Genomic DNA, 20164 nt, shown 5'->3' on the forward strand with positions numbered 1-20164 from the left:
ATAACTGTAATTTTTCCTTTACCTCAAATTAGGTTGTCTAAATTTAGCAAGCTTATAGAATATATTCAATATTCTATATTAAGACCTTCCATATATATCGTCCAATCTTACTATATCATTATCAGATAAAAACTTTCCTACCTGAAACTCAACTATCTCAAGAGGAAATCTTGTACTTTTATTCTCAATTTTATGAAACACCTTCCTTGGAATCTCTACTACATGATTTTTTGTTATAGCATATGTTTTGTCATCTAAACTCACGCATCCAACCCCTGATAGTATTATATGGTACTCATCTCTATAGTGGTGAAATTGCTTAGAAGTGCAGCTCAGTGGATTTATAAAAAGGTATTTTATAAGAAAATCCTTGCCCATTAAAACTACACTATAAAATCCCCATGGCTTAATCTCTTTCCTTATTGGCTTTACTTCCTTAACTTTATTAATGAACAACATTAGGCTCTTACTTGGCCGTTTATAAACTCTACCTAGTAAATTTTTTGCATCATTTTCTGTCATCAAAACTGGCTCTCTTCCTTTGGTTACAGCTTGAAACGACTCAAAATTCTTATTAAATCTCTTACTTAACTCTAAAACTGAACCCCAAGTGCCAACATCCATCCAATCGAAATTGGCTTCTATCATTACAATATTTTCTGCTTTTTCTATCACTAGGTGATCAATAGATGTATCACCCATTCCTGCACAATTTTGCTGTTCTAAATACAGAAATCTCTCTCGTGATACAAAATGCTTCATACTTTCACAACATAAATTATAGAGAGTCGGAGCAATTTTTTTTATCTCATCTATATAGCGTTTTGCTCTAAACACAAATATTCCAGAGTTCCAATAATGATCGTTACTTACCTTACGCTCGGGTTTTTCTGTAAAATCTTTTACTATATGACATTTTTCTTTCTGACCATATACTGCATTTATATAGCCGTATTCAGAATTGAATTCATGAGGCTTTACCCCAAAAGTGACTATAGAGTCAGTTTCAGAGGCTAGCTTAGACGCTTTCTCAATAGAAACATAAAAACTATTCAAATCACCTATAAAATGGTCTGAAGGCAGAACTAAGATTGTCTCGTTCCTATCGCAGAGAAGCACAGCAATTAGTGTTGCTGCCGCTGTCCCAATTTTAACTGGTTCAAAAACTACTTTACATTCCTGTAATGAATGTAATTCCTGCATCAATAATGACTCATATTGTATATTTGTGGTAATGATGGGTGGCATATAATCGCCTTTTAGCCTCAACAAAGTGTTGTGAAACATAGTATTCTGACTAAATATTTTCTGAAATTGCTTTGGCTTAGATAGAGGCCAAAGTCTGCTGCCACTACCACCACACAGTATTACAGGGCGCATTTAATTAAGATATTAATTATTTGATTAATATCTTATACTAACGGCAAAATGCATGCAAGTTTTTATTGTGAGATGATTAAAGTAAAAAGTAATTTAAAGTGATGGTTGACTACGAGCGTGATGGAGTCCCTACATTTCGTGATGAGTCTTGTCTTCTTTCTATCTCTCTATCAATATAAGGAGTGTTGCTTTTTTGATTAACGGCTGCAGCTACTTTTTCATCAGTTTTGTTTTGCAACTTTTCCTTTAAGCTTTCTCCAAAACCTAGTTCTCTAGATTTATCTATACTTTCACTATTTTTGCTCAACCCCTTCTCTAAGTTTTTTTCAATATCTGATTTTCTAGCGTTAAGCTCTTTCCATGTACCCGCTATGCTAAGTGGCTTATGATCCTTCTGCTTCGGCTTTGGCCTTTCCCCATTTGTAACAACATTAAAGTCGCTTTTTACTTCTTTCCAACATTCTTTCAATTGGTGTTTCCACATAGTAAGATAAGCATCACCATACTTTTTCTCATTTGCTACAAACAATAAAATTGGAGCCTTAAGTATGGTAGCTCCCATATTCACTAAATTTTTTACTGCCATTGCAGGGGTGAACAAAAGATAGCCAAAAGATTTTGCAACTCGATTTTTTCTAGCTATCAAATTCTCTCCTAATTTAATAGGAATAAAAGTCAGCATTCTAGCACAAATTTTAGCTAAACCCGCAGCAAAAACAATAGGAACAGATATAAGACTTTTATCTAGCTCTAGATTACCATCCTGATCTCTAATTTCTGAAAAATGGGTGCTTAGCTTCTTGTAATCACTAGCGTATAGTAATTTTCCATTTCTTCCTTTTTCATCTCTATCTTTCTCATCAACTTCTCCCGTGTCATCATTGATGAAGCAACCTTTTTTAGCAAGAAAAGAAGAATTAGTTAATCTAAGTAACTTAGTATCAACCTCAAAGACCGGCAAGTGTTTTTCAAGATCTATTTTTGAAAACTTAAATGGCTTATAAAATTTACTATAATCATTAACCTCACGCCTACCTTTACTAACTAAAAAGTCAATAGTAAAGTAAGATTTTTTATCAATTTCCTTAACCAAGGCTAGATCAAATTTGTATTCATTATATATAAGCTGGTACTCTGGATTTCCGTCTTTATCTTTTACAAGCTTGTCATTTTTTTTTACAACTCTCCCAGAATCTACAATCTGATCATAATTTTTTGGATATTGACACTTTCGTCCATCCTCATATATCATTACCTTTCTAAGGTCTTTGACATAAACTTGAGATTCAGATGAAGCAAATAAACCTTTTGCTTTAAGCGTAAAATCTGCTACTCCTTTTTTTAACACTCTGAACATGTTGTCAAACCAAAATTGCTATAGTTCAATAATAAAATTAGTAAACTAATAATATATTAACACAGAACTAACAATTTTACAAGAAAATATGCCTATAAAAGAAAAAAGTCGTAAAAGCAAGGACTATATAAGTAATGCTTGATAAGTATTTTATGCATGTAATTGTAAAAATTCTTAGAGGTACGCTGTCTATATAATCTTCACACACCACCTGCATTCCAAGAACTGCATGCCAAAAAATGCAAAACACCAGTATAACAAAAAACAAAAGCTCTAGTGGATAATTAATAAATTTCTCACTAAAAGACAAAGAACTATCAGTATAAAATGTGCAAGAAAACGAATAGATAAACCAAGGAAACAGGAACAGTAAAATTACCGCAGAAACACGCTGGATCCACCAATGATGTACTGAATTTACAGATTGACTCATATACACATAAATAAAAAAGCCATAGTAGAAAGAAATAGCATTATTGTTACTAACATAGCACTTTTTGAAACACTAGCAATTTCTAAATTAAGCCCAGCATCCCACAGTAAATGACGAATACCATTAAGAAAATGATACATAAAGCTTATAAAGCATAAGATATAAGCTAATTTAGCAAGGGGAGTGAACAATAATACATTTAAGCACCTTACTACAACTAACTTAGGGGAGTAAACATATAATATAAAGTACCAAGAAAGTATGATTAATAAAAGAAATAGCAAGATACCAGTCAATCTATGCATAATAGAAAAAAAACTAGTAACTTGTACTTTATATATTTGCAAACATGGAGAAAGAGGCCTATTACTCATAAAGTTTCGTTATCGAGAAATTAAAAAATAAAGTAGAAGTAAAGACAGCAGTATAGTACATAATGACACTATTATTTGAAATGGTGAATTACGTACAAAGCCTAAGGAGGTAATCCAGCTGCAGATTCCCCTACTGCTACCTTGTTACGACTTCACCCCAGTCACTGATACCACTTTAAATAACTCCTTCCTTGCGGTTAGGCCATTAGCTTCGAGTGAAACCAATTCCCATGGCGTGACGGGCAGTGTGTACAAGACCCGAGAACGTATTCACCGTGGCATGCTGATCCACGATTACTAGCGATTCCAACTTCATGCACTCGAGTTGCAGAGTACAATCCGAACTGAGATGTCTTTTAGGGATTAGCTTAGGCTTGCGCACCTTGCAGCCCATTGTAGACACCATTGTAGCACGTGTGTAGCCCACTTCATAAAGGCCATGATGACTTGACATCATCCCCATCTTCCTCCAGCTTATCACTGGGAGTTTCCTTAAAGTGCTCAGCATTACCTGATGGCAACTAAGGATGAGGGTTGCGCTCGTTGCGGGACTTAACCCAACATCTCACGACACGAGCTGACGACAGCCATGCAACACCTGTGTAAAATCCGGCCGAACCGACCCTATCCCTTCGAATAGGTATGATTTCCATGTCAAGAAGTGGTAAGGTTTTTCGCGTTGCATCGAATTAAACCACATGCTCCACCGCTTGTGCGGGTCCCCGTCAATTCCTTTGAGTTTTAATCTTGCGACCGTAGTCCCCAGGCGGAATGTTTAACGCGTTAGCTGTAATACAGAAAGTAAACTTCCCATATTTAACATTCATCGTTTACAGCGTGGACTACCAGGGTATCTAATCCTGTTTGCTCCCCACGCCTTCGCGCCTCAGCGTCAGATTTGAACCAGATAGACGCCTTCGCCACTGGTGTTCCTCCTAATATTTACGAATTTTACCTCTACATCAGGAATTCCTCTATCCTCTTTCAATCTCTAGATTAATAGTTTTAAAAGCAATTCCAAGGTTAAGCCTCGGGATTTCACTTTTAACTTATTAATCAGCCTACGCGCCCTTTACGCCCAATAATTCCGAATAACGCTAGCCCTCTCCGTATTACCGCGGCTGCTGGCACGGAGTTAGCCAGGACTTCTTCTGTGAGTACCGTCATTATCTTCCTCACTAAAAGAGCTTTACAACCCAAAGGCCTTCTTCACTCATGCGACATGGCTGGATCAGGCTTTCGCCCATTGTCCAATATTCCCCACTGCTGCCTCCCGTAGAAGTCTGGACCGTATCTCAGTTCCAGTGTGGCTGATCATCCTCTCAGATCAGCTATAGATCATTGCCTTGGTAGGCTATTACTCCACCAACTAGCTAATCTAATATAGGCTCATCTAATAGCAATAAATTTTTCCCCCGTAGGGCGTATACGGTATTAGTTGCCGTTTCCAACAATTATTCCGTACTACTAGGTAGATTCCTATACATTACTCACCCGTCTGCCACTAAGTTATACCATAGCAAGCTATAATATAACTCCGTTCGACTTGCATGTGTTAGGCCTGCCGCCAGCGTTCATTCTGAGCCAGGATCAAACTCTCAAATTTAGACTTCAACCTATAAAAGGTTGAGGGTACATCGGATAAATCCGACAAAAAATAATTTAGCTTAATACTGCTGTCTTTATTTCTACTTTAGAAATATTTTAATCTCCAACTATTCAAACAACTTTGAGAATATTATTATGTGATATAATCACTATGTCAATATGTTTTTGCAAATCAAAAGCATTAATGTATAAATATATAACTATTTGGAATATTACCATGAAAAAATACATCTTTCTGCTTGCACTCGCACCAATGTTAGTTGGCATCACATTATACTTATTGCGCAACATTGATAACAAAAAACAATCTATAACTGCAGGTGACAAATTTTACGAAGTATTATTCTTAAAAAAAGATAGTAAGCCGCTGCTAGAAGAAATAGATTCAAACTGGGGATATTTAGCAAATTTTGAACACGCATTCAATCATATCTCAGATTCAATGCCAACAGACATAGCATCTATTATTTATAATGATTTGGCAGATGATAAAGATGCTCCTAATGTTTTGCGTGAGTTAGCACAATACTTAGAGGTAATGAGCTTACTTCACTCCAACGATGAAAAAATAAATAAAGATAAAATTGATAATTTAGAATCAAGTGCAGTGTACCCTTATTCAAGCCAAGAAGCTATCGCTGTAGTAAAGATACATAATAACGACATTAAAGGTGCAATTGAAATATTGCATTCATTATTAAATGATAGAGAATGTCCTACTCTAATCAAGGCCAATGCACAAGAATTACTTCTAGTATACGAAAACTAAAAACTTGCTTGCATAACAATTTGGCAGCGCATCCGATGAAATAAAGAGCTTTACTTGACAAGCCTCTCTATTTTATTATAGCACTAAAAGTAGTTATGACTCAAAATTTGTTTTTGACCTGCAGAATCAATCACAAAATCCAGTAAAAACTTAGGTGTTTATTGGTAGATTACGTAAAATTATAGCGGTTTTTTTAAATTTTTTCTATACTCAGCCAAGTCACGCTTGTTAGAACATTATTACAGCACCACTTACAGTAATATAGAGTCAAAACTTTACTACTCAGAGGTTCTTTTACCTTTTTTATTTAATAAGACTTCTCTATATTTATAGTTAATATATCAAAGAATAAACTTCACTAGTAGAATATCATTCTAGTATTAGAATGACAAAAAGAGAATAAAATCGCAATAGCTACGTATCAAGCACCGTCGTATTTTCTCTATGTTTTAGATTACTTTGTTCCCCCCTTTACCATTCAGCTATGCAGATAGTTACTACAAACCGCAAAGATGTTTAAAAGAAATCTAATTTTTATCAACTCATACATTTCATTACCAACTTCACAACAAGGTTCTGCAGTTGGATAAAAATAATCAAAAAAGAAATAATCCTTTAGTATTTCTTTGCTGCGTCCAGAATTATAGTAAGTATCAAGCCCTACTTTAAATATCAACAAAAGTATGTTTATACTTTTTCCAAATCACCCTCCCCCAAACTGGTCTGTGATGTTTGATAGGTATACATCTCGATCATTTAACCCTTTGCTCTTATATTTACCAAGCATACTTTTCATTTTATAGCTAACCAAACAACCTCAGTCACATTTGCAACAATCACATGCTTTACACCATATTCATTTAGAACCAAATGCATTACATATTTCACTAACCGCTTTATTTCAATACTTTTTCTGCTTTAAACCCTAGTTATGGATTAGAAAACAGATAAAAGTAGAATTAATAAAGAGGGAAATAGGGTAAACTCGAATATTTTAGCAATAATTAAGAGGTTACCCATGAAAAAAGATATTTTACTGTTTTATAGAAGATTTTTGTCGCATTGCTGATGAAAAATTTTCAGAAAAGCTCATATCAAGTAGCAAAAAACCAACAAGAATACCTGAAATTACTGTATCAGAAATACTTACTATAATCTTACTTTATCACCAATCGCCGTGCAAAAATTTCAAGTTTTTTTTACTTGAATTATCTTAAATTATTGTACAATTCTGAGTTTTCAAAACTCCCGTCATATCATAGGTTTGTTGCTTTAAAATCGAGAGTTTTATGGTATTTAGCTTTGCTTTTGCAGTGGTTCTGCAAGCAAGCGAAAATTACTGAAATTTCCTATATTGATACAACTGCAATCGCTGTTTGCCACACAAAAAGGATTTCAAAAATAAAGCTTTCAAAGAGTTAGCAAATATAGGAAAGACTATCTATGGATGGTTTTTAGGTTTTAAATTACATCTGGTAATTAATGAAATAGGCGAAGTTCAAGCTATTACACTAACTAAAGGCAACGTTGATGACAGAAAACCTGTACCAAATTTGACTAAAAATTTGACAGGACTTTTGTTCGGAGATAAGGGCTATATAAAGAAAGAGCTCTTTGAGAAACTCTTCGACAGAGGCCTAAAACTTATCACTAAAGTGAAAAAAGGCATGAAAAACGCATTGATTTTACTAAAAGAGAAGATTTTATTGAGAAAAAGGTCGATTATTGAGACGGTTTTTGGTTGTTTGAAAAACAAATTTGAGCTTACGCCACAGATCGCCAATAAATTTTATGGTACATATTTTTCAACATTAATTTCATATTCCATTCAGTCAAAAAAGCCTTCTATTTCTAAGCTTTATTGCTTTAGTTAATCCATAACTGGGGTTTTAACATTGGTATAAGCAGTGGCACCCATAATATTATTTCTGTCGATTATAATGAAAAATGAATCTCCTTTACCTACGTCTGGATGATGTTTAATTACTGCGTTTAGCTGATTAACTAAACGAAATTTATTGAGGAAATAAGAAAAAATAGGGTTAAGAATTTCAGATGCTGTTGCATATAAAATCTCATAGTTATGACCTTGTTGTTCATAGTATCGATCAAAAAATGAGCATCTCCATGATGGCTTAAATTCTTCTAAACCTAAATACTTTGCTACATATTCAACAACAGCAAGGCCATTGCTAAAAGATCCTCCTTAATAAAAAAGGGCATTAAGTTTTACGTTTCTTACAAAGGATAAGTTATTTAAAATTTCAATAATTGCACCATCATCAGACAAACTATCACCCAGAACACAAAAATTTTTACACTCTGAATTAGAGTTATTATTTTTATTTGCCATAACATTCAATATCTAATCATACTGCTCTATGAAACCTATAAAAAAAGAAAAATAGGGTAAAATTATAGAACTTTGGCTGAATTTTACCTATTTTTTGAGTAGCCCTTCTGCCTTAAAAGAAACCCCTAAGTTTTTTAGCACGGCTTGGATGTTTCAACTTACGTAGTGCTTTTGCCTCTATTTGCCTAATTCTCTCACGTGTAACATTAAAAATTTTTCCTACTTCTTCTAAGGTATGCTCCTTTCCATCTTTACCAAGGCCAAAGCGCATCCTTAGAATTCTTTCTTCTTTTGGTGTTAAAGTTGCAAGAACATTGGTCGTAATGCCACGCAAGTCGGCAAGTATTGCAGCATCCTCTGGTTTAGAAACTCGCTTATCTTCTATACAATCACCGAAGGTACTACTATCATCCTTTCCTGTTGGAGCTTCAAGACTTACCGGATCTCTTGCTATCTTCATAACTTTGCGTATTCTTTCTATCGGCATCTCCAATTCTATACCCAATTCCTCTAATGTAGGCTCTCTACCCATTCCATGAGTCATCTTTCTTAATGCTTTGTTGATTTTACTGATAATTTCCACCATATGTACTGGTATTCTAACTACTTTAGACTGTTCAGGTATTGCCCTAGTGATTGATTGTTTTACCCACCAAGTACCATAAGTCGAAAATTTATACCCACGTTTGTAATCAAACTTATCCACAGCTTTCATAAGACCAATATTACCTTCTTGTATCAAATCAAGCAGATCAAGGCCTCTTTTTGAATACTTTTTAGCAATTGAAACCACTAGCCTTAAATTAGCCTTTATCATCTCTTGCTTTGCTTCAGAGACTTCTCGTTCGTGTTTTTGTATTCTCTTGATTAGCTCCTTAAACTCTTGTACCTTATCTCCTTGTACATAACTCTTAATATTTCTTAAGGCACTAGCTATATATTCATAGTTGTCGTTTACAAACCTTAAGAATTTATTTTTTAATTCACCTGTAAAAAGGGATTGATTTTTATTCTTCTTTAGAAGATTGATTTCGCTCAATTCGTGCTCTAAAAACACAGCACAATAAATATTATAGAAACTTTCTCTATCAATATCGTACTTTCTAGCCTCAGTAATAAGATTAGCTTCTTCAAACGTGATTAGCCTATTTATTTCGTAAAGTTTTTGTGTAATTTTGGTAATAGCAGCATCACTAAACTGAATTTGTAATGCTACAGACCATATTTGATTATATAAATTTTCTAGCTCATTAGAGAAATCTTTAGAACTTTTTTTCAATACCAATGCTTCATTTGTTAAAGCAATGATCTCATCCAATGCCGTGATAACCTTTGGCAATAAATCACTTTCCATTTCAAGAACAGAAATATTTAAGTTAGCTGAACTTATGTCTTCACTCTCATTTCCCTTTTCATCATCATTAATACAATCTCCAGCATCTTCAGCTTCACTTTCTTCTTTGTCTACCATATTGAAATCAGAGTTATAAATTGCATCCAGATTTATAATTTCTCTCAGCAAAAAAGCTCCACCACTTAAATCATCACGCCATGTTTTGATCATGTTAAATGCCACTGATGTTTCAATTATTGCACGTAACATGTTATGCTTTTCAGATTCAATTTTTTTTGCTATCTTAATTTCATCTGCTCGTGACAAAAGCTTTACAGAGCTCATATCTTGTAAATAAATCCTTACCGGATCATCATTTTGCACTAAAATTGTAGTAGTATTCAACGATGTCTCATCATCATCAAGCTTATTACCATCATCATTAGAAGGAGCTTCTTCCTCATCTTCACTACTTTCCAGTATGTTAATTCCAGAGTCTTGCAATAAAGCTATAGTATCATCTATAAAATCAGGTGAAAAATTTTCATCTGACAACTTATCATTTATATCATCAAAAGTGATAACACCACCCTTTCTCATACTTTTAGCTACAAGATCTTTGATGATTTTTTTCCTATCTTCCGTATCATTAATAGCTGACATCATTACCTTTACAGTTTATAATTTTATTTCTTAATTATCAAATAAACTTACAATTAGCAAGCTTATAGTTTTATTCTTAATTTATAGTTACTTCCTACTTCATATAGTTTAAGATACTGTCAATTTATTCATACTCTTCTTAATCAACTACTCTCTCCATTCTTACTGCTATGGACAATCCAACTGAAAATGTTGCAATTCCAACCACTATAGCAGTAAGCATTAAGACGTGAGGTATAGGATTGGTATATAAGTGAAAATTTGAAGTCAATATAGGAGGTAAAGAACTTTTTATATATCCCAAAGATATGTAAAATAACAAAACAGATGCTTGTAAGACACTTAATCCCATCATTTTTTTGATTAAGTTTTTATCATTTACAATGATATACAAACCTAGCACCATTAATATAGTAATGCTTACATAATTATATAGAGTCATTATTTTTTCTTACGAGCAAAATTTATATATATGATTAACATGGAAGAAGAGACGGTAAGTAATACACCCAGCTCCACTAAGAAAATACCCAATTTTTGACCTGTCCTACTGTCAGTTGACAATATACTATAGGATAAAAAATTTTGGTCAAACAAAACTGTTACAATACCCGTTCCTCCATAGATTAAAATACCTAGCACGTTAGTAAATTTGATCGTAGAGTAAGGTATTGCTTGTAAAGTTGTAGATATACCAAATAACATTGAATATAATATTATCCCAGAAGCAACAATTATTCCTGCCTGAAAACCTCCACCTGGAGTGTAGTCACCGTGAAACTGTATGTATAAACCAAATAAAATGATAAAAGGTATCATCAAAAATGTTACTACACTTAACACCGGATCTTTAATCACTTTCTTTCTCTTCTTTTAATATTAACATTATACAAAGTGCGGCAGTAAAAACTACTATAGTTTCTCCAAATGTGTCATATCCACGAAAGCTTGCTAAAATAGCTGTCACTATATTAGGAATACCAATAGCCTTTTCAGTATTTTCTACATAATAAGGAGCAATGTGCAAGTGGATTGGAGCATCATGACTGCCAAAATCTGGCAATTGAATCATAAAATATGATAAACATGCAGTCAAAGATAACATAAAAAAAAGTGTGGCGGGGCTATGAGATAAATTTGCTTTGTGATTCTTTACCAAAGAGAGTGCTGCAAACGTAAAGACTGTGCTCAATCCTGCACCAACAGAAGCTTCAGTAATTGCAACATCTGGCGCATTCATAATCAAGTACATAAGTGCAATAAGTGCACTAAATACACACATTAGAACAGCACTTACAACCAAATGTTTCGAAAGAACTATAAAAACTGTAACCGTGAGTAACAGTAAAAGTAATATTAGATTCAGTATTTCCAGCATCTTAACCTTCTTTAATAGTCTTTACTTTTATAATGAGTACGCGCTAAAATATAACTGTTAGTTGAATTGGCTATCCATATTATAAAAATCAATAATATAATTTTAATAGTATTGATTGAAAGTTCATTTTGCCAAGCAAAACCCATCAACAACAACATTGCGCCACTAGAATCTGCAATACCTGCAGCATGTAGCCTAGTATAGAAATTAGGAAATACTATTACTCCTACGCTTGAAATGACTATTAAACAAATACCTAAAAATATGAGAATGGATGCTACCATAAATTATCAAAACAACATTAATCTCATTAGTGCTATAGTTGATATAAAGCTGATGCTAGCATATAGTAATGCTATATCAATTAAAAAAAAATCATTCAGAATAACCGATATTGCTGTTATGAGTAAAACTACTTGTGTTGATAAATTATTGAATGCTAAAACCTTATTGTACACATCACTTGACCTAAATACTATACAACATAACATTACACTCATACAGAATAAAAGGGCATAGATAGCAATACTAATCATTTATAAGCTATTATAACCTCTGCAGATTTCTAAATCGGTACTTCTTCATCATTATCTTGATCATCTATTTCATCATCTTGGCTTTTTTGACTTATATCCAGATTTGTGTTAAATTGATGATCAGAAAAATTTAACAAACTTGCTAGCTTACTTGAACTACTACTATAAGCATTATTTGTGTTTCCTTTCATGTACTCCTTGCACCTTTTCACCAAAAGGTTAAACAACTCATGAGTATTCACCTTCTTTTCTGCTATTTCATATAAAGAAACTATGGTATCCTTATGACCTTTAAACTTAACCATTTCAACGGGATCGCTTGCCCCTGTACTCAAATCATGTGTTCTTTGACTCGCTAGCAGAACCAATTTAAAACGATTGTGTACCTGCTCTACACACTTTTCTACAATAGACTCAACCATAAAATACTACCTTGATAAGCTTTATACTATATCACAAAAAATAAGATGTCAACTTCGCATCTATTGAGATCCAATTCTACATTCTACTTTTTCTTCTTTAGCTTTTACTGATTGATTTTCTGTTATTGTAATTATTATTTCATGATCAAGCTTTTTCAAAAAACCTAACAGTCTCTCTAAAGAAAAACCACTTGTCTTACCACTTTTAATTTGTGACACCTTTGGTTGATCAATACCAAGTTTCTCAGCCGCACAAGCTTGAGTCCAAGTATTTTTTCCTATAATTTTACTTATTATGCCAAGCAATTTTTTTTTTATTGCTTCACTATCCAGATTATTTAATGATATTATTTCCATAATTTTTACTCTCACATACTAACTAGCTATATTAAATATTAAACATAATACTTAATATACCAATATATTAATACTATATAATTTGTCAATAACTATAATGATATACTGATACTCAAAATTTTAAATTGACTATAATTTTTATCAAAATACTAGTAATTTCAAACTATTATTTTGTAAAAAACTTACTATTAAAGAGAATAAGTTGAAATTGCAAAGTTTAAAATACAGAAATAATCATTTTACAAACTCGTTTTAGAGACTGTACATGATCTCAAGAAAGGAATAAAGCAGGAGATAGAGTATGTAAATTATGAAAACAGAGCAAGATGAGTAGGAAAAAAACTGAGTAGAGTTCTGTAGAAAGAAACAAAATCAAGAAGATTTAGGATGTATTTTACATAGTGTTACAGGTCCTAAAAAGTGGCTTCAGTGAATCAACAATGTTTTCAAAATGGCAAGATTATTTTAATAAATGAAGTAAAAAACATAGCGGAAGTAAAGAAAGTGTTTTGAAACATATATAAAAAAGTAGTTGCAAAGAAACAAATAAAAGGATGTAACTGTAGAGATCTTTGCCGTATTGTCAAAAGGTAAGTCTCTAATACTCTTATAGAAAAGTGTAGACAATTGTGATAAGCAAAATTCAATACTAGCTTACAAATCGTCTTCTTGCTTCCACCGCTTTGCTTCTAAAAAGATTATGAATAGACCCTTAATATCCGAAATTTATACCTCTATATTTTAATATAGGGATTCATTTCAATTTTTAAAGTTTCTATTTAATGAGAATGCTATATCATATTCGTAATTTAATTTAAATATCTGTTGCTTCTGAAATACTATTTGGTTAGTAAATAAAATCATGTCTAATACAGAAAAAATGAAAAAGGATGTTGCTGTAATTATGGGAAGCGAGTCGGATTATGGCACTATGGTGCATGCTATTAACCTATTAAAAGAATTGGAAATTTCACATGATGTATTTATAATATCCGCACATAGAACGCCAGAGAGACTCTTTAATTTTACTAAGTCTGCTCAAGAAAAAGGCTTTAAGGTTATTATAGCTGGTGCAGGAGGAGCGGCTCATTTACCTGGTATGGTTGCATCGCTCACTTATTTACCTGTTATCGGTATTCCTGTGCATAGCAAACAATTAAATGGGCTAGATAGTCTATTATCTATAGTGCAGATGCCAAAAGGTGTTCCAGTTTCAACAATGTCTATAGGAGAGGGTGGAGCATGCAATGCCGCTATTACTGCTGCATCTATATTGTCGATTTCTAATAGTGAAATTGCAGATAGATTAAAAAAATGGAGAGAGGAGCAAACTCAAGCAGTAAAAGAAAAACCAACATTATAATGGCAATAGTTCTTTTAGATACAAAAACCATAAATCGTATAGCAGCAGGAGAGGTAATAGAAAGGCCTGCAAGTGTGGTAAAGGAATTAGTGGAAAATGCAATAGATGCCAGAAGCTCAGAGATAGAAATTAAGATAGAAAGTGGTGGGCGTAACCTCATTACTGTAATCGATGATGGTAGCGGAGTAAAAAAGGATGATTTAGAACTTGCGTTTATGCGCCATGCTACTTCAAAATTGAGTGACAGTGAGTTGATAGAGATCAAGCATCTTGGCTTTAGAGGAGAAGCTTTGCCTTCAATTGCAGCAGTAAGCAGAATAAAATTATCATCTAAGGCAAGCAAAGCAGATCAAGCATGGTCTATAAGGTATGAGGGAGGAGAAAAAATAGGAGAGCTTGTTCCTTATCCTTTATCGATAGGAACATATATTGAAGTACGAGATTTATTTTTTGCCACACCAAATAGACTAAAATTTCTCAAAACCGAAAGGGCAGAAACACAAAGCATTGTTGATATTGTAAACAACTTAGCAATGATCAATTATGGAATTGAGTTTACTCTTATCTCCGATAATAAGAAACTTCTTAAGTATGCTAAGCAGACCTCATTATTTAGCAGGCTATGCGAAGTAGAAAAAGAATTTCATGAAAACTCTTTGCAAATTAGTGAAGAAGAAGATGGCATTAGACTTACAGGATACATCTGTAAACCTACTCTCAATCGTAGCAATTCAACTCAGATCTATACATTTGTTAATGGTAGACCAATTAAAGACAATCTACTTATTGGCGCAATCCGTTATGCGTATCATGATCTTATTCCAAGCAATAGATATCCCTTTGCAGCGTTGCACTTAGAGATACCGTATGATCAAGTAGATGTAAATGTGCATCCAAATAAATCAGAGGTAAGGTTTCAGAACAAGAGGCTAATATATGAAATAGTGAGAAGAGGGCTAATAAAAGTATTATCAAAGAGAATAGATCTTGCAGAAACTGTGGTGAGCCAGACTGAGATAACAAGGAATCATCTATCATCAGATCCTTTTAGTAGGTCTAGTCTTAAAAATGAATTTTATGGAAGAAGGTCTGATCCTTTTGAAAACCAGTTAATGAGAGAATTTACTTCTCCAAATATAGAGACAAAAAGCTTATCAGAACATTCAAAATCGTTTGATTATACTGGTATGCAAAAATCTCCTCCGCGAGCGGAAACTACAATTTTGGAAAAGAAACAAACCGATCTAATAAGGGACTATCCACTTGGGTTTGCACACTGTCAAATCTACAATACTTATATTATTGCCGAGGTAAGAGACAAACTAATTATAGTAGATCAGCATGCAGCCCATGAAAGACTAGTATACGAGTGCTTAAAGGAGAAATCAAGTATAAAAAGACAAAAACTTCTTTTGCCTGAAATGGTTGAAATCAAAAATCAAGCTGGAATGGAGATGATTAAAACTTATAAAGATAAACTTTTTGAGATGGGTTTTGAGATTGAAATTAAATCAGAAAATAAGATCATAGTAAAAGAAGTGCCTGCAATCTTAGGAACAGTAGACACAAAGAGAATGCTCATTGATATAGTGGATAGACTAACAGAAATAGAAGATATATTACCTATAGAGGATAAGGTGAATAAAATACTAGCCACAATTGCTTGTTATGGATCAATAAGAGCAGGCAGAAAGATGAAATTGGAGGAGATGAATGAATTATTGAGGCAAATGGAAAAGACACCTTATTCTGGACAATGTAATCACGGAAGGCCAACCTATATAGAAATGAAATTAAGCGATATTGAAAAGTTATTTGAGCGAAGGTGAGAAGTTATCACAAATATGTATAGATTATACAACCCTAGTTTCGTCATCTCAAAACTCAGATACACAATTGTTTGAACATTGCAATTTGCAGGTAATTTGCATAGTAGATAATGTCATTCCATCACTTGACAATGATTTATTACGCAGCTACTTGATTAAAATTAAGTTTCCTAAATCCCAGGCATTGTCTTTTATGTTAATAATTAATATACAACTAAAAATACTTATCAAAAACGACAATAAAGAGTTTAAAAAAAGCCAGAAAATTCTATAGAATCAACCGTACTATATAGAGAAAAGAAAGTGTATGATAATATTCTTCGTTTCAATTTGCAAACAAAATAGTTTTGCATTTTTCGATAAGATTAAGTAATATCAGCGTATTAGTTATACAATTAATAATTTTTATGGATGAGCGTAATCCTTGGAATCTTGGAAAGAAACCGTCAGGTCCAAGTAATGAAGATATTTTAAGTAAAGCTGTGTCTGATATAAGATGCTTTTTTAATGGCTTAACCAGAAATAGAGGGAAAAAACCTTATTTCATCATTTTCATTATTTTGTTGTTTTATTTTTGTACTGGTTTCTATATTGTCCATCCGAGTGAGGAAGGTATAGAACTTACTTTTGGCAAATATTCCAATACAGAAACATCTGGTTTGCGTTATCACTTTCCCTACCCTATTGGTAAGGTTTTTAAAGTGAATGTTAAAGAAGTAAATCGTGAAGAAATTGGGATAAGCAGCTCTTATGGGCGAGATACAGATCGTGGTGAAGGAGTGATGCTTACCGGAGATGAGAATATAGTCAACGTTAACTTTGAGGTCCAGTGGCGAGTTAGAGATGCCAAAGATTATTTATTCAAAGTGCGGGATTATAAACCTGGTTTCAGCGTTAAAAATGCTGCTGAAAGTGCTATGAGAGAAATAATAGGTAAAAATACGATCTCTTTTGCACTCGAAGGTCAAGGTAGGGCTGAAATCTCCAGAGATACTAGAATTTTATTGCAACAGATTCTTGATGGATATCAAATGGGTATAGAAATTTTATCTGTTCAAATGAAAAAAATTGACCCACCAGAAAAAGTGATTAGCTCATTTAGGGATGTACAAAGTGCTCGTGCAGATAAGGAGCGTACTATAAACGAAGCATATGCTTACAGTAATGATATTATACCTCGTGCAAAAGGTGAGGCAATAAAGATAAAGTTAGATGCAGAAGCATATGAGAACGAAATAATAAATGAAGCGAAAGGTAATGCAAATCGCTTTTTATCTCTTTATGAAGAATATAGACAAAATCCTTCTCTTGTTAAGAATCGTATTTATCTTGAAACTATGGAAAATATTTTCAGCAAGGTAGATAAGTTTGTTATAACAGACGATCTGAAAGGTATGTTCTCTTATTTACCTCTTACAAATTTAGGGAAATAGTCATGAGTAGTAATATTAAAATTGTTTTTGCTTTTATATTTGTTGTATTATTGATTGCCTTATCTAATTCAATCTTCGTTGTTCAAGAAACAAAACAAGCGATAGTTATACAACTTGGTAAAGTCGTAAAAGATGTTAGGGACAGTGGTTTATATTTTAAGCTACCATTTATAAATAACGTAGAATTTCTTGATAAGAGAATTTTAGATCTAAGTCCTGATAAAACTCCAAGGGAAGTGATAACTGCAGATCAAAAGCGTATTATAGTAGATGCTTATGCAAAATATAAAATAATAGATCCTATCACTTTTTATCAAACTGTGAAAAATGAATCAGGGCTAGTTAGAAGATTATATCCTGTCATAGAAGCTCACATAAGGGAGAATATAGGAAGATTTTCATTAATTAGTTTATTGAATGAAAAGAGATCAGAAGTTATGCAATTAATTCAACGTGGAGTTTATTCTGAAGCTGGAAAATTTGGCATAGAAATAATAGATGTAAGAATTAAGAGAGCAGATCTACCAGAAGAAAATAGTTCTGCAATATTTCGCCGCATGCAAACTGAAAGGGAAAAGGAAGCAAAAGAAATTAGAGCAGAAGGAGAACAAGCTGGACAAGAAATTAGATCAAAAGCTGATAAATTAAAAAGGGGAATTGTCTCTAGTGCAGTAAAAGAATCACATGAAATAAGAGGCCGTGGTTATGCTGAAGCAACTAGAATCTATAATGAGGCATTTAAGGCTGATGAAGAGTTCTTTAACTTTTATCGCTCTATGAAAGCTTACAATAAATCATTTGCTGAGGGTAATACTAAATTTGTGCTTTCACCAAATAATAATTTCTTAGATATTTTGAACAAGGGATGGAAATAGTTTATGAAAAGTAAAGCATTTATTTTATCTATATTTGCATATTTTTTAATTTCATTTTCTTCATATGCTAATCTGTTTGCAAAAACAGTTGCAGATCCTGTATGTAGTTGTAATAAAGGGCTTGCTGATATAGTGGAAGAACTTATTCCCGCAGTTGTAAATATTTCAAGTGAGCAAATAGTTAAGCAAGAAAATAACAGTAGAACTAAAATTCCCTTTACGCCAAGAAATAATTTCTTTGATGACTTTAGAGAATTTTTCGAGCATTTTGATCAATTTTTTGATAGAGCTCCTAGCATTAATAGAGAAGTGACGTTACTTGGGTCTGGATTTATTATAGATAAAAGTGGAACCATAGTAACCAACTATCACGTTATTAAAAATGCCCAAGATATTACAGTTACTATGAACGATAATACTTATTTCAAAGCAGAAGTTTTAGGCTATGATGCAAAAACTGATCTTGCTGTGCTTAAGATTAATTCTGATAAAGATCTTCCTTTTGTTGAATTTGGTAATTCTGATAAAGCAAGAGTTGGTGATACAGTTATTGCAATAGGCAACCCTTTTGGTTTGGGTGGCTCTGTAAGTACAGGAATTGTGTCTGCAAGATCTAGAGACATTAGTATTGGTACTATGAATGAATTTATTCAAACTGATGCTGCAATTAATAGAGGTAACTCAGGGGGACCACTATTTCATCTAAATGGAAAAGTTATAGGCATTAATACTGCTATTTATTCCCCATCTGAGTCTGGCGGTAACGTGGGTATAGGCTTTGCTATACCATCTAATCTAGCTATTTCAATTATTGACACATTAAAAAGTGGTAAAAAAATAAAACATGGTTGGCTTGGCGTGCAAGTTCAGCCTATAACAAAAGAATTTGCTGAATCCTTGGGTTTAAAAGATATCAAAGGTGCATTAGTTGCAAGCATAGTAAAGGGCAGTCCTGCAGAGAAAGGAGGAATCAAAGTAGGTGATATACTATTAGAGTTTGACGGCAAAAAAATTGATAGAATGACGCAATTACCTCATATGGTTTCACGAACTGAGCCCGGAAAGAAAGTACAGGTTAAGTTACTTAGAAAAGGTAAAGAAGTCAATATCAAGGTTGCAATCGAGGAATCTACAAATGATGATTCAGGTAATAATCAAGAAGAAAATAAATCAACATCTAGTTATATAAGTGGTTTAACCGTTTCAAATTTGCCAAAAGAACTAAAAAATAATGCACCCACAAAGGGTGTAGTAGTTACTAGTGTAGATAGTAGTAGTAATTCTACACTACGTGTTATTAAGAAAGGTGATATAATTATTCAACTAGATGGAATCGATATTGAAAATACTAATGATTTTCAAAAACAAATTGATTCAGCAGTAAAGAAAGACGGCAAAGATTCAGTAATGTTGCTTATTTACCGCAACGGCAATCAATTTTTTACCTCAATCAAATTGAAGAAGTAGCTATTTATCTAGCTGGTCATGAAAAAATTGCTTGACAAATTTAACTAGCTTCTTTATCCTGAGGGTAAGGGTGTTTCTGTAGATTAATAAAATTTGTCCCTATACTGAAAACCTTTCCAACGAGGTTATGGAAGAACTAGATTTCAGTATCAAGCACTGGAACGATATCATCCATAAGATGAAAGAGCTGGAGTGGTAAGAAGTTCGATAATACAAAGCATTTTTATGCTCAGT

At 33.1% G+C, this 20164-nt stretch carries 20 protein-coding genes and 1 rRNA gene; 7 read left to right on the forward strand and 14 right to left on the reverse strand.

All coding sequences use genetic code 11. The features are described from left to right. Nucleotides 1–78 precede the first annotated feature (78 nt). The 5 genes from OOK99_RS05425 to OOK99_RS05445 form a co-directional block, all read right to left on the reverse strand. Nucleotides 79–1380 (reverse strand): sugar phosphate nucleotidyltransferase, encoded by a 1302-nt coding sequence (locus tag OOK99_RS05425; protein ID WP_264719654.1) that lies wholly within the window; start codon nucleotides 1378–1380, stop codon nucleotides 79–81. A 109-nt stretch (nucleotides 1381–1489) separates the two neighbouring features. After that, nucleotides 1490–2737, reverse strand: a complete 1248-nt coding sequence (locus OOK99_RS05430; protein ID WP_264719655.1) for a hypothetical protein — start codon at nucleotides 2735–2737, stop codon at nucleotides 1490–1492. Between the two features lie 76 nt (nucleotides 2738–2813). After that, entirely contained in the window at nucleotides 2814–3170 is a 357-nt protein-coding gene (gene sdhD / locus OOK99_RS05435; protein WP_264336815.1) for a succinate dehydrogenase, hydrophobic membrane anchor protein, read from the reverse strand. Next, complete coding sequence (gene sdhC, locus OOK99_RS05440; RefSeq protein ID WP_264719656.1) at nucleotides 3167–3544, reverse strand: succinate dehydrogenase, cytochrome b556 subunit; 378 nt, start codon at nucleotides 3542–3544, stop codon at nucleotides 3167–3169. The genes sdhD and sdhC overlap by 4 nt, the downstream gene beginning before the upstream one ends. Before the next feature lie 102 nt (nucleotides 3545–3646). Beyond that, nucleotides 3647–5150 (reverse strand): 16S ribosomal RNA (locus OOK99_RS05445). A 153-nt stretch (nucleotides 5151–5303) separates the two neighbouring features. Between OOK99_RS05445 and OOK99_RS05450 the strand changes: the two genes are divergently transcribed. Both OOK99_RS05450 and OOK99_RS07110 read left to right on the forward strand, forming a co-directional pair. Further along, nucleotides 5304–5921 (forward strand): hypothetical protein, encoded by a 618-nt coding sequence (locus tag OOK99_RS05450; protein ID WP_264336813.1) that lies wholly within the window; start codon nucleotides 5304–5306, stop codon nucleotides 5919–5921. A gap of 1376 nt (nucleotides 5922–7297) precedes the next feature. Then, on the forward strand, nucleotides 7298–7795 hold the full coding sequence (locus OOK99_RS07110; RefSeq protein WP_405197028.1) for an IS982 family transposase: 498 nt from the start codon (nucleotides 7298–7300) through the stop codon (nucleotides 7793–7795). 332 nt (nucleotides 7796–8127) lie between these two features. Here OOK99_RS07110 and OOK99_RS05460 read toward each other — a convergent pair whose 3' ends face one another. From OOK99_RS05460 to OOK99_RS05500, 9 genes are all read right to left on the reverse strand, one after another. After that, the gene (locus OOK99_RS05460; protein WP_006015692.1) at nucleotides 8128–8274 is read right to left on the reverse strand and encodes a hypothetical protein; all 147 of its coding nucleotides are present in this window, start codon (nucleotides 8272–8274) and stop codon (nucleotides 8128–8130) included. A 112-nt stretch (nucleotides 8275–8386) separates the two neighbouring features. Next, nucleotides 8387–10270, reverse strand: a complete 1884-nt coding sequence (gene rpoD, locus OOK99_RS05465) for an RNA polymerase sigma factor RpoD (RefSeq protein WP_264336791.1) — start codon at nucleotides 10268–10270, stop codon at nucleotides 8387–8389. Nucleotides 10271–10409: 139 nt separating this feature from the next. Continuing rightward, a complete protein-coding gene (locus tag OOK99_RS05470) occupies nucleotides 10410–10712 on the reverse strand; it encodes a cation:proton antiporter subunit C (RefSeq protein ID WP_039950889.1) in 303 nt (100 codons plus the stop codon). After that, complete coding sequence (locus tag OOK99_RS05475; protein WP_264336551.1) at nucleotides 10712–11128, reverse strand: Na(+)/H(+) antiporter subunit B; 417 nt, start codon at nucleotides 11126–11128, stop codon at nucleotides 10712–10714. The genes OOK99_RS05470 and OOK99_RS05475 overlap by 1 nt, the downstream gene beginning before the upstream one ends. Further along, nucleotides 11121–11648: a DUF4040 domain-containing protein gene (locus tag OOK99_RS05480; protein WP_264719657.1), complete on the reverse strand. Its 528-nt coding sequence runs from the start codon at nucleotides 11646–11648 to the stop codon at nucleotides 11121–11123. The genes OOK99_RS05475 and OOK99_RS05480 overlap by 8 nt, the downstream gene beginning before the upstream one ends. Nucleotides 11649–11659: 11 nt before the next feature. Further along, a complete protein-coding gene (locus tag OOK99_RS05485) occupies nucleotides 11660–11932 on the reverse strand; it encodes a monovalent cation/H(+) antiporter subunit G (RefSeq protein WP_006015677.1) in 273 nt (90 codons plus the stop codon). Nucleotides 11933–11938: 6 nt separating this feature from the next. Then, a complete protein-coding gene (locus OOK99_RS05490; protein WP_319803428.1) occupies nucleotides 11939–12184 on the reverse strand; it encodes a monovalent cation/H+ antiporter complex subunit F in 246 nt (81 codons plus the stop codon). A 29-nt stretch (nucleotides 12185–12213) separates the two neighbouring features. After that, nucleotides 12214–12606 (reverse strand): DNA-directed RNA polymerase subunit omega, encoded by a 393-nt coding sequence (gene rpoZ / locus OOK99_RS05495; protein WP_264719659.1) that lies wholly within the window; start codon nucleotides 12604–12606, stop codon nucleotides 12214–12216. A 60-nt stretch (nucleotides 12607–12666) separates the two neighbouring features. Then, nucleotides 12667–12963: a helix-turn-helix domain-containing protein gene (locus OOK99_RS05500; protein WP_264336548.1), complete on the reverse strand. Its 297-nt coding sequence runs from the start codon at nucleotides 12961–12963 to the stop codon at nucleotides 12667–12669. An 862-nt stretch (nucleotides 12964–13825) separates the two neighbouring features. On the opposite strand from OOK99_RS05500, the gene purE reads away from it, so the two are divergent. From purE to OOK99_RS05525, 5 genes are all read left to right on the forward strand, one after another. Then, complete coding sequence (gene purE / locus OOK99_RS05505) at nucleotides 13826–14326, forward strand: 5-(carboxyamino)imidazole ribonucleotide mutase (protein WP_264719660.1); 501 nt, start codon at nucleotides 13826–13828, stop codon at nucleotides 14324–14326. Beyond that, complete coding sequence (gene mutL / locus OOK99_RS05510) at nucleotides 14326–16155, forward strand: DNA mismatch repair endonuclease MutL (RefSeq protein ID WP_264336790.1); 1830 nt, start codon at nucleotides 14326–14328, stop codon at nucleotides 16153–16155. The genes purE and mutL overlap by 1 nt, the downstream gene beginning before the upstream one ends. A 407-nt stretch (nucleotides 16156–16562) precedes the next feature. Next, entirely contained in the window at nucleotides 16563–17588 is a 1026-nt protein-coding gene (gene hflK, locus OOK99_RS05515) for an FtsH protease activity modulator HflK (RefSeq protein ID WP_264719661.1), read from the forward strand. A gap of 2 nt (nucleotides 17589–17590) precedes the next feature. Beyond that, the gene (gene hflC, locus OOK99_RS05520; protein ID WP_264330795.1) at nucleotides 17591–18463 is read left to right on the forward strand and encodes a protease modulator HflC; all 873 of its coding nucleotides are present in this window, start codon (nucleotides 17591–17593) and stop codon (nucleotides 18461–18463) included. 3 nt (nucleotides 18464–18466) lie between these two features. After that, entirely contained in the window at nucleotides 18467–19930 is a 1464-nt protein-coding gene (locus tag OOK99_RS05525) for a DegQ family serine endoprotease (protein ID WP_264336546.1), read from the forward strand. Nucleotides 19931–20164: the final 234 nt, after the last annotated feature.

Origin of the sequence: Wolbachia endosymbiont (group B) of Eucosma cana (assembly GCF_947250645.1) — a bacterium.
GTDB lineage: Bacteria > Pseudomonadota > Alphaproteobacteria > Rickettsiales > Anaplasmataceae > Wolbachia.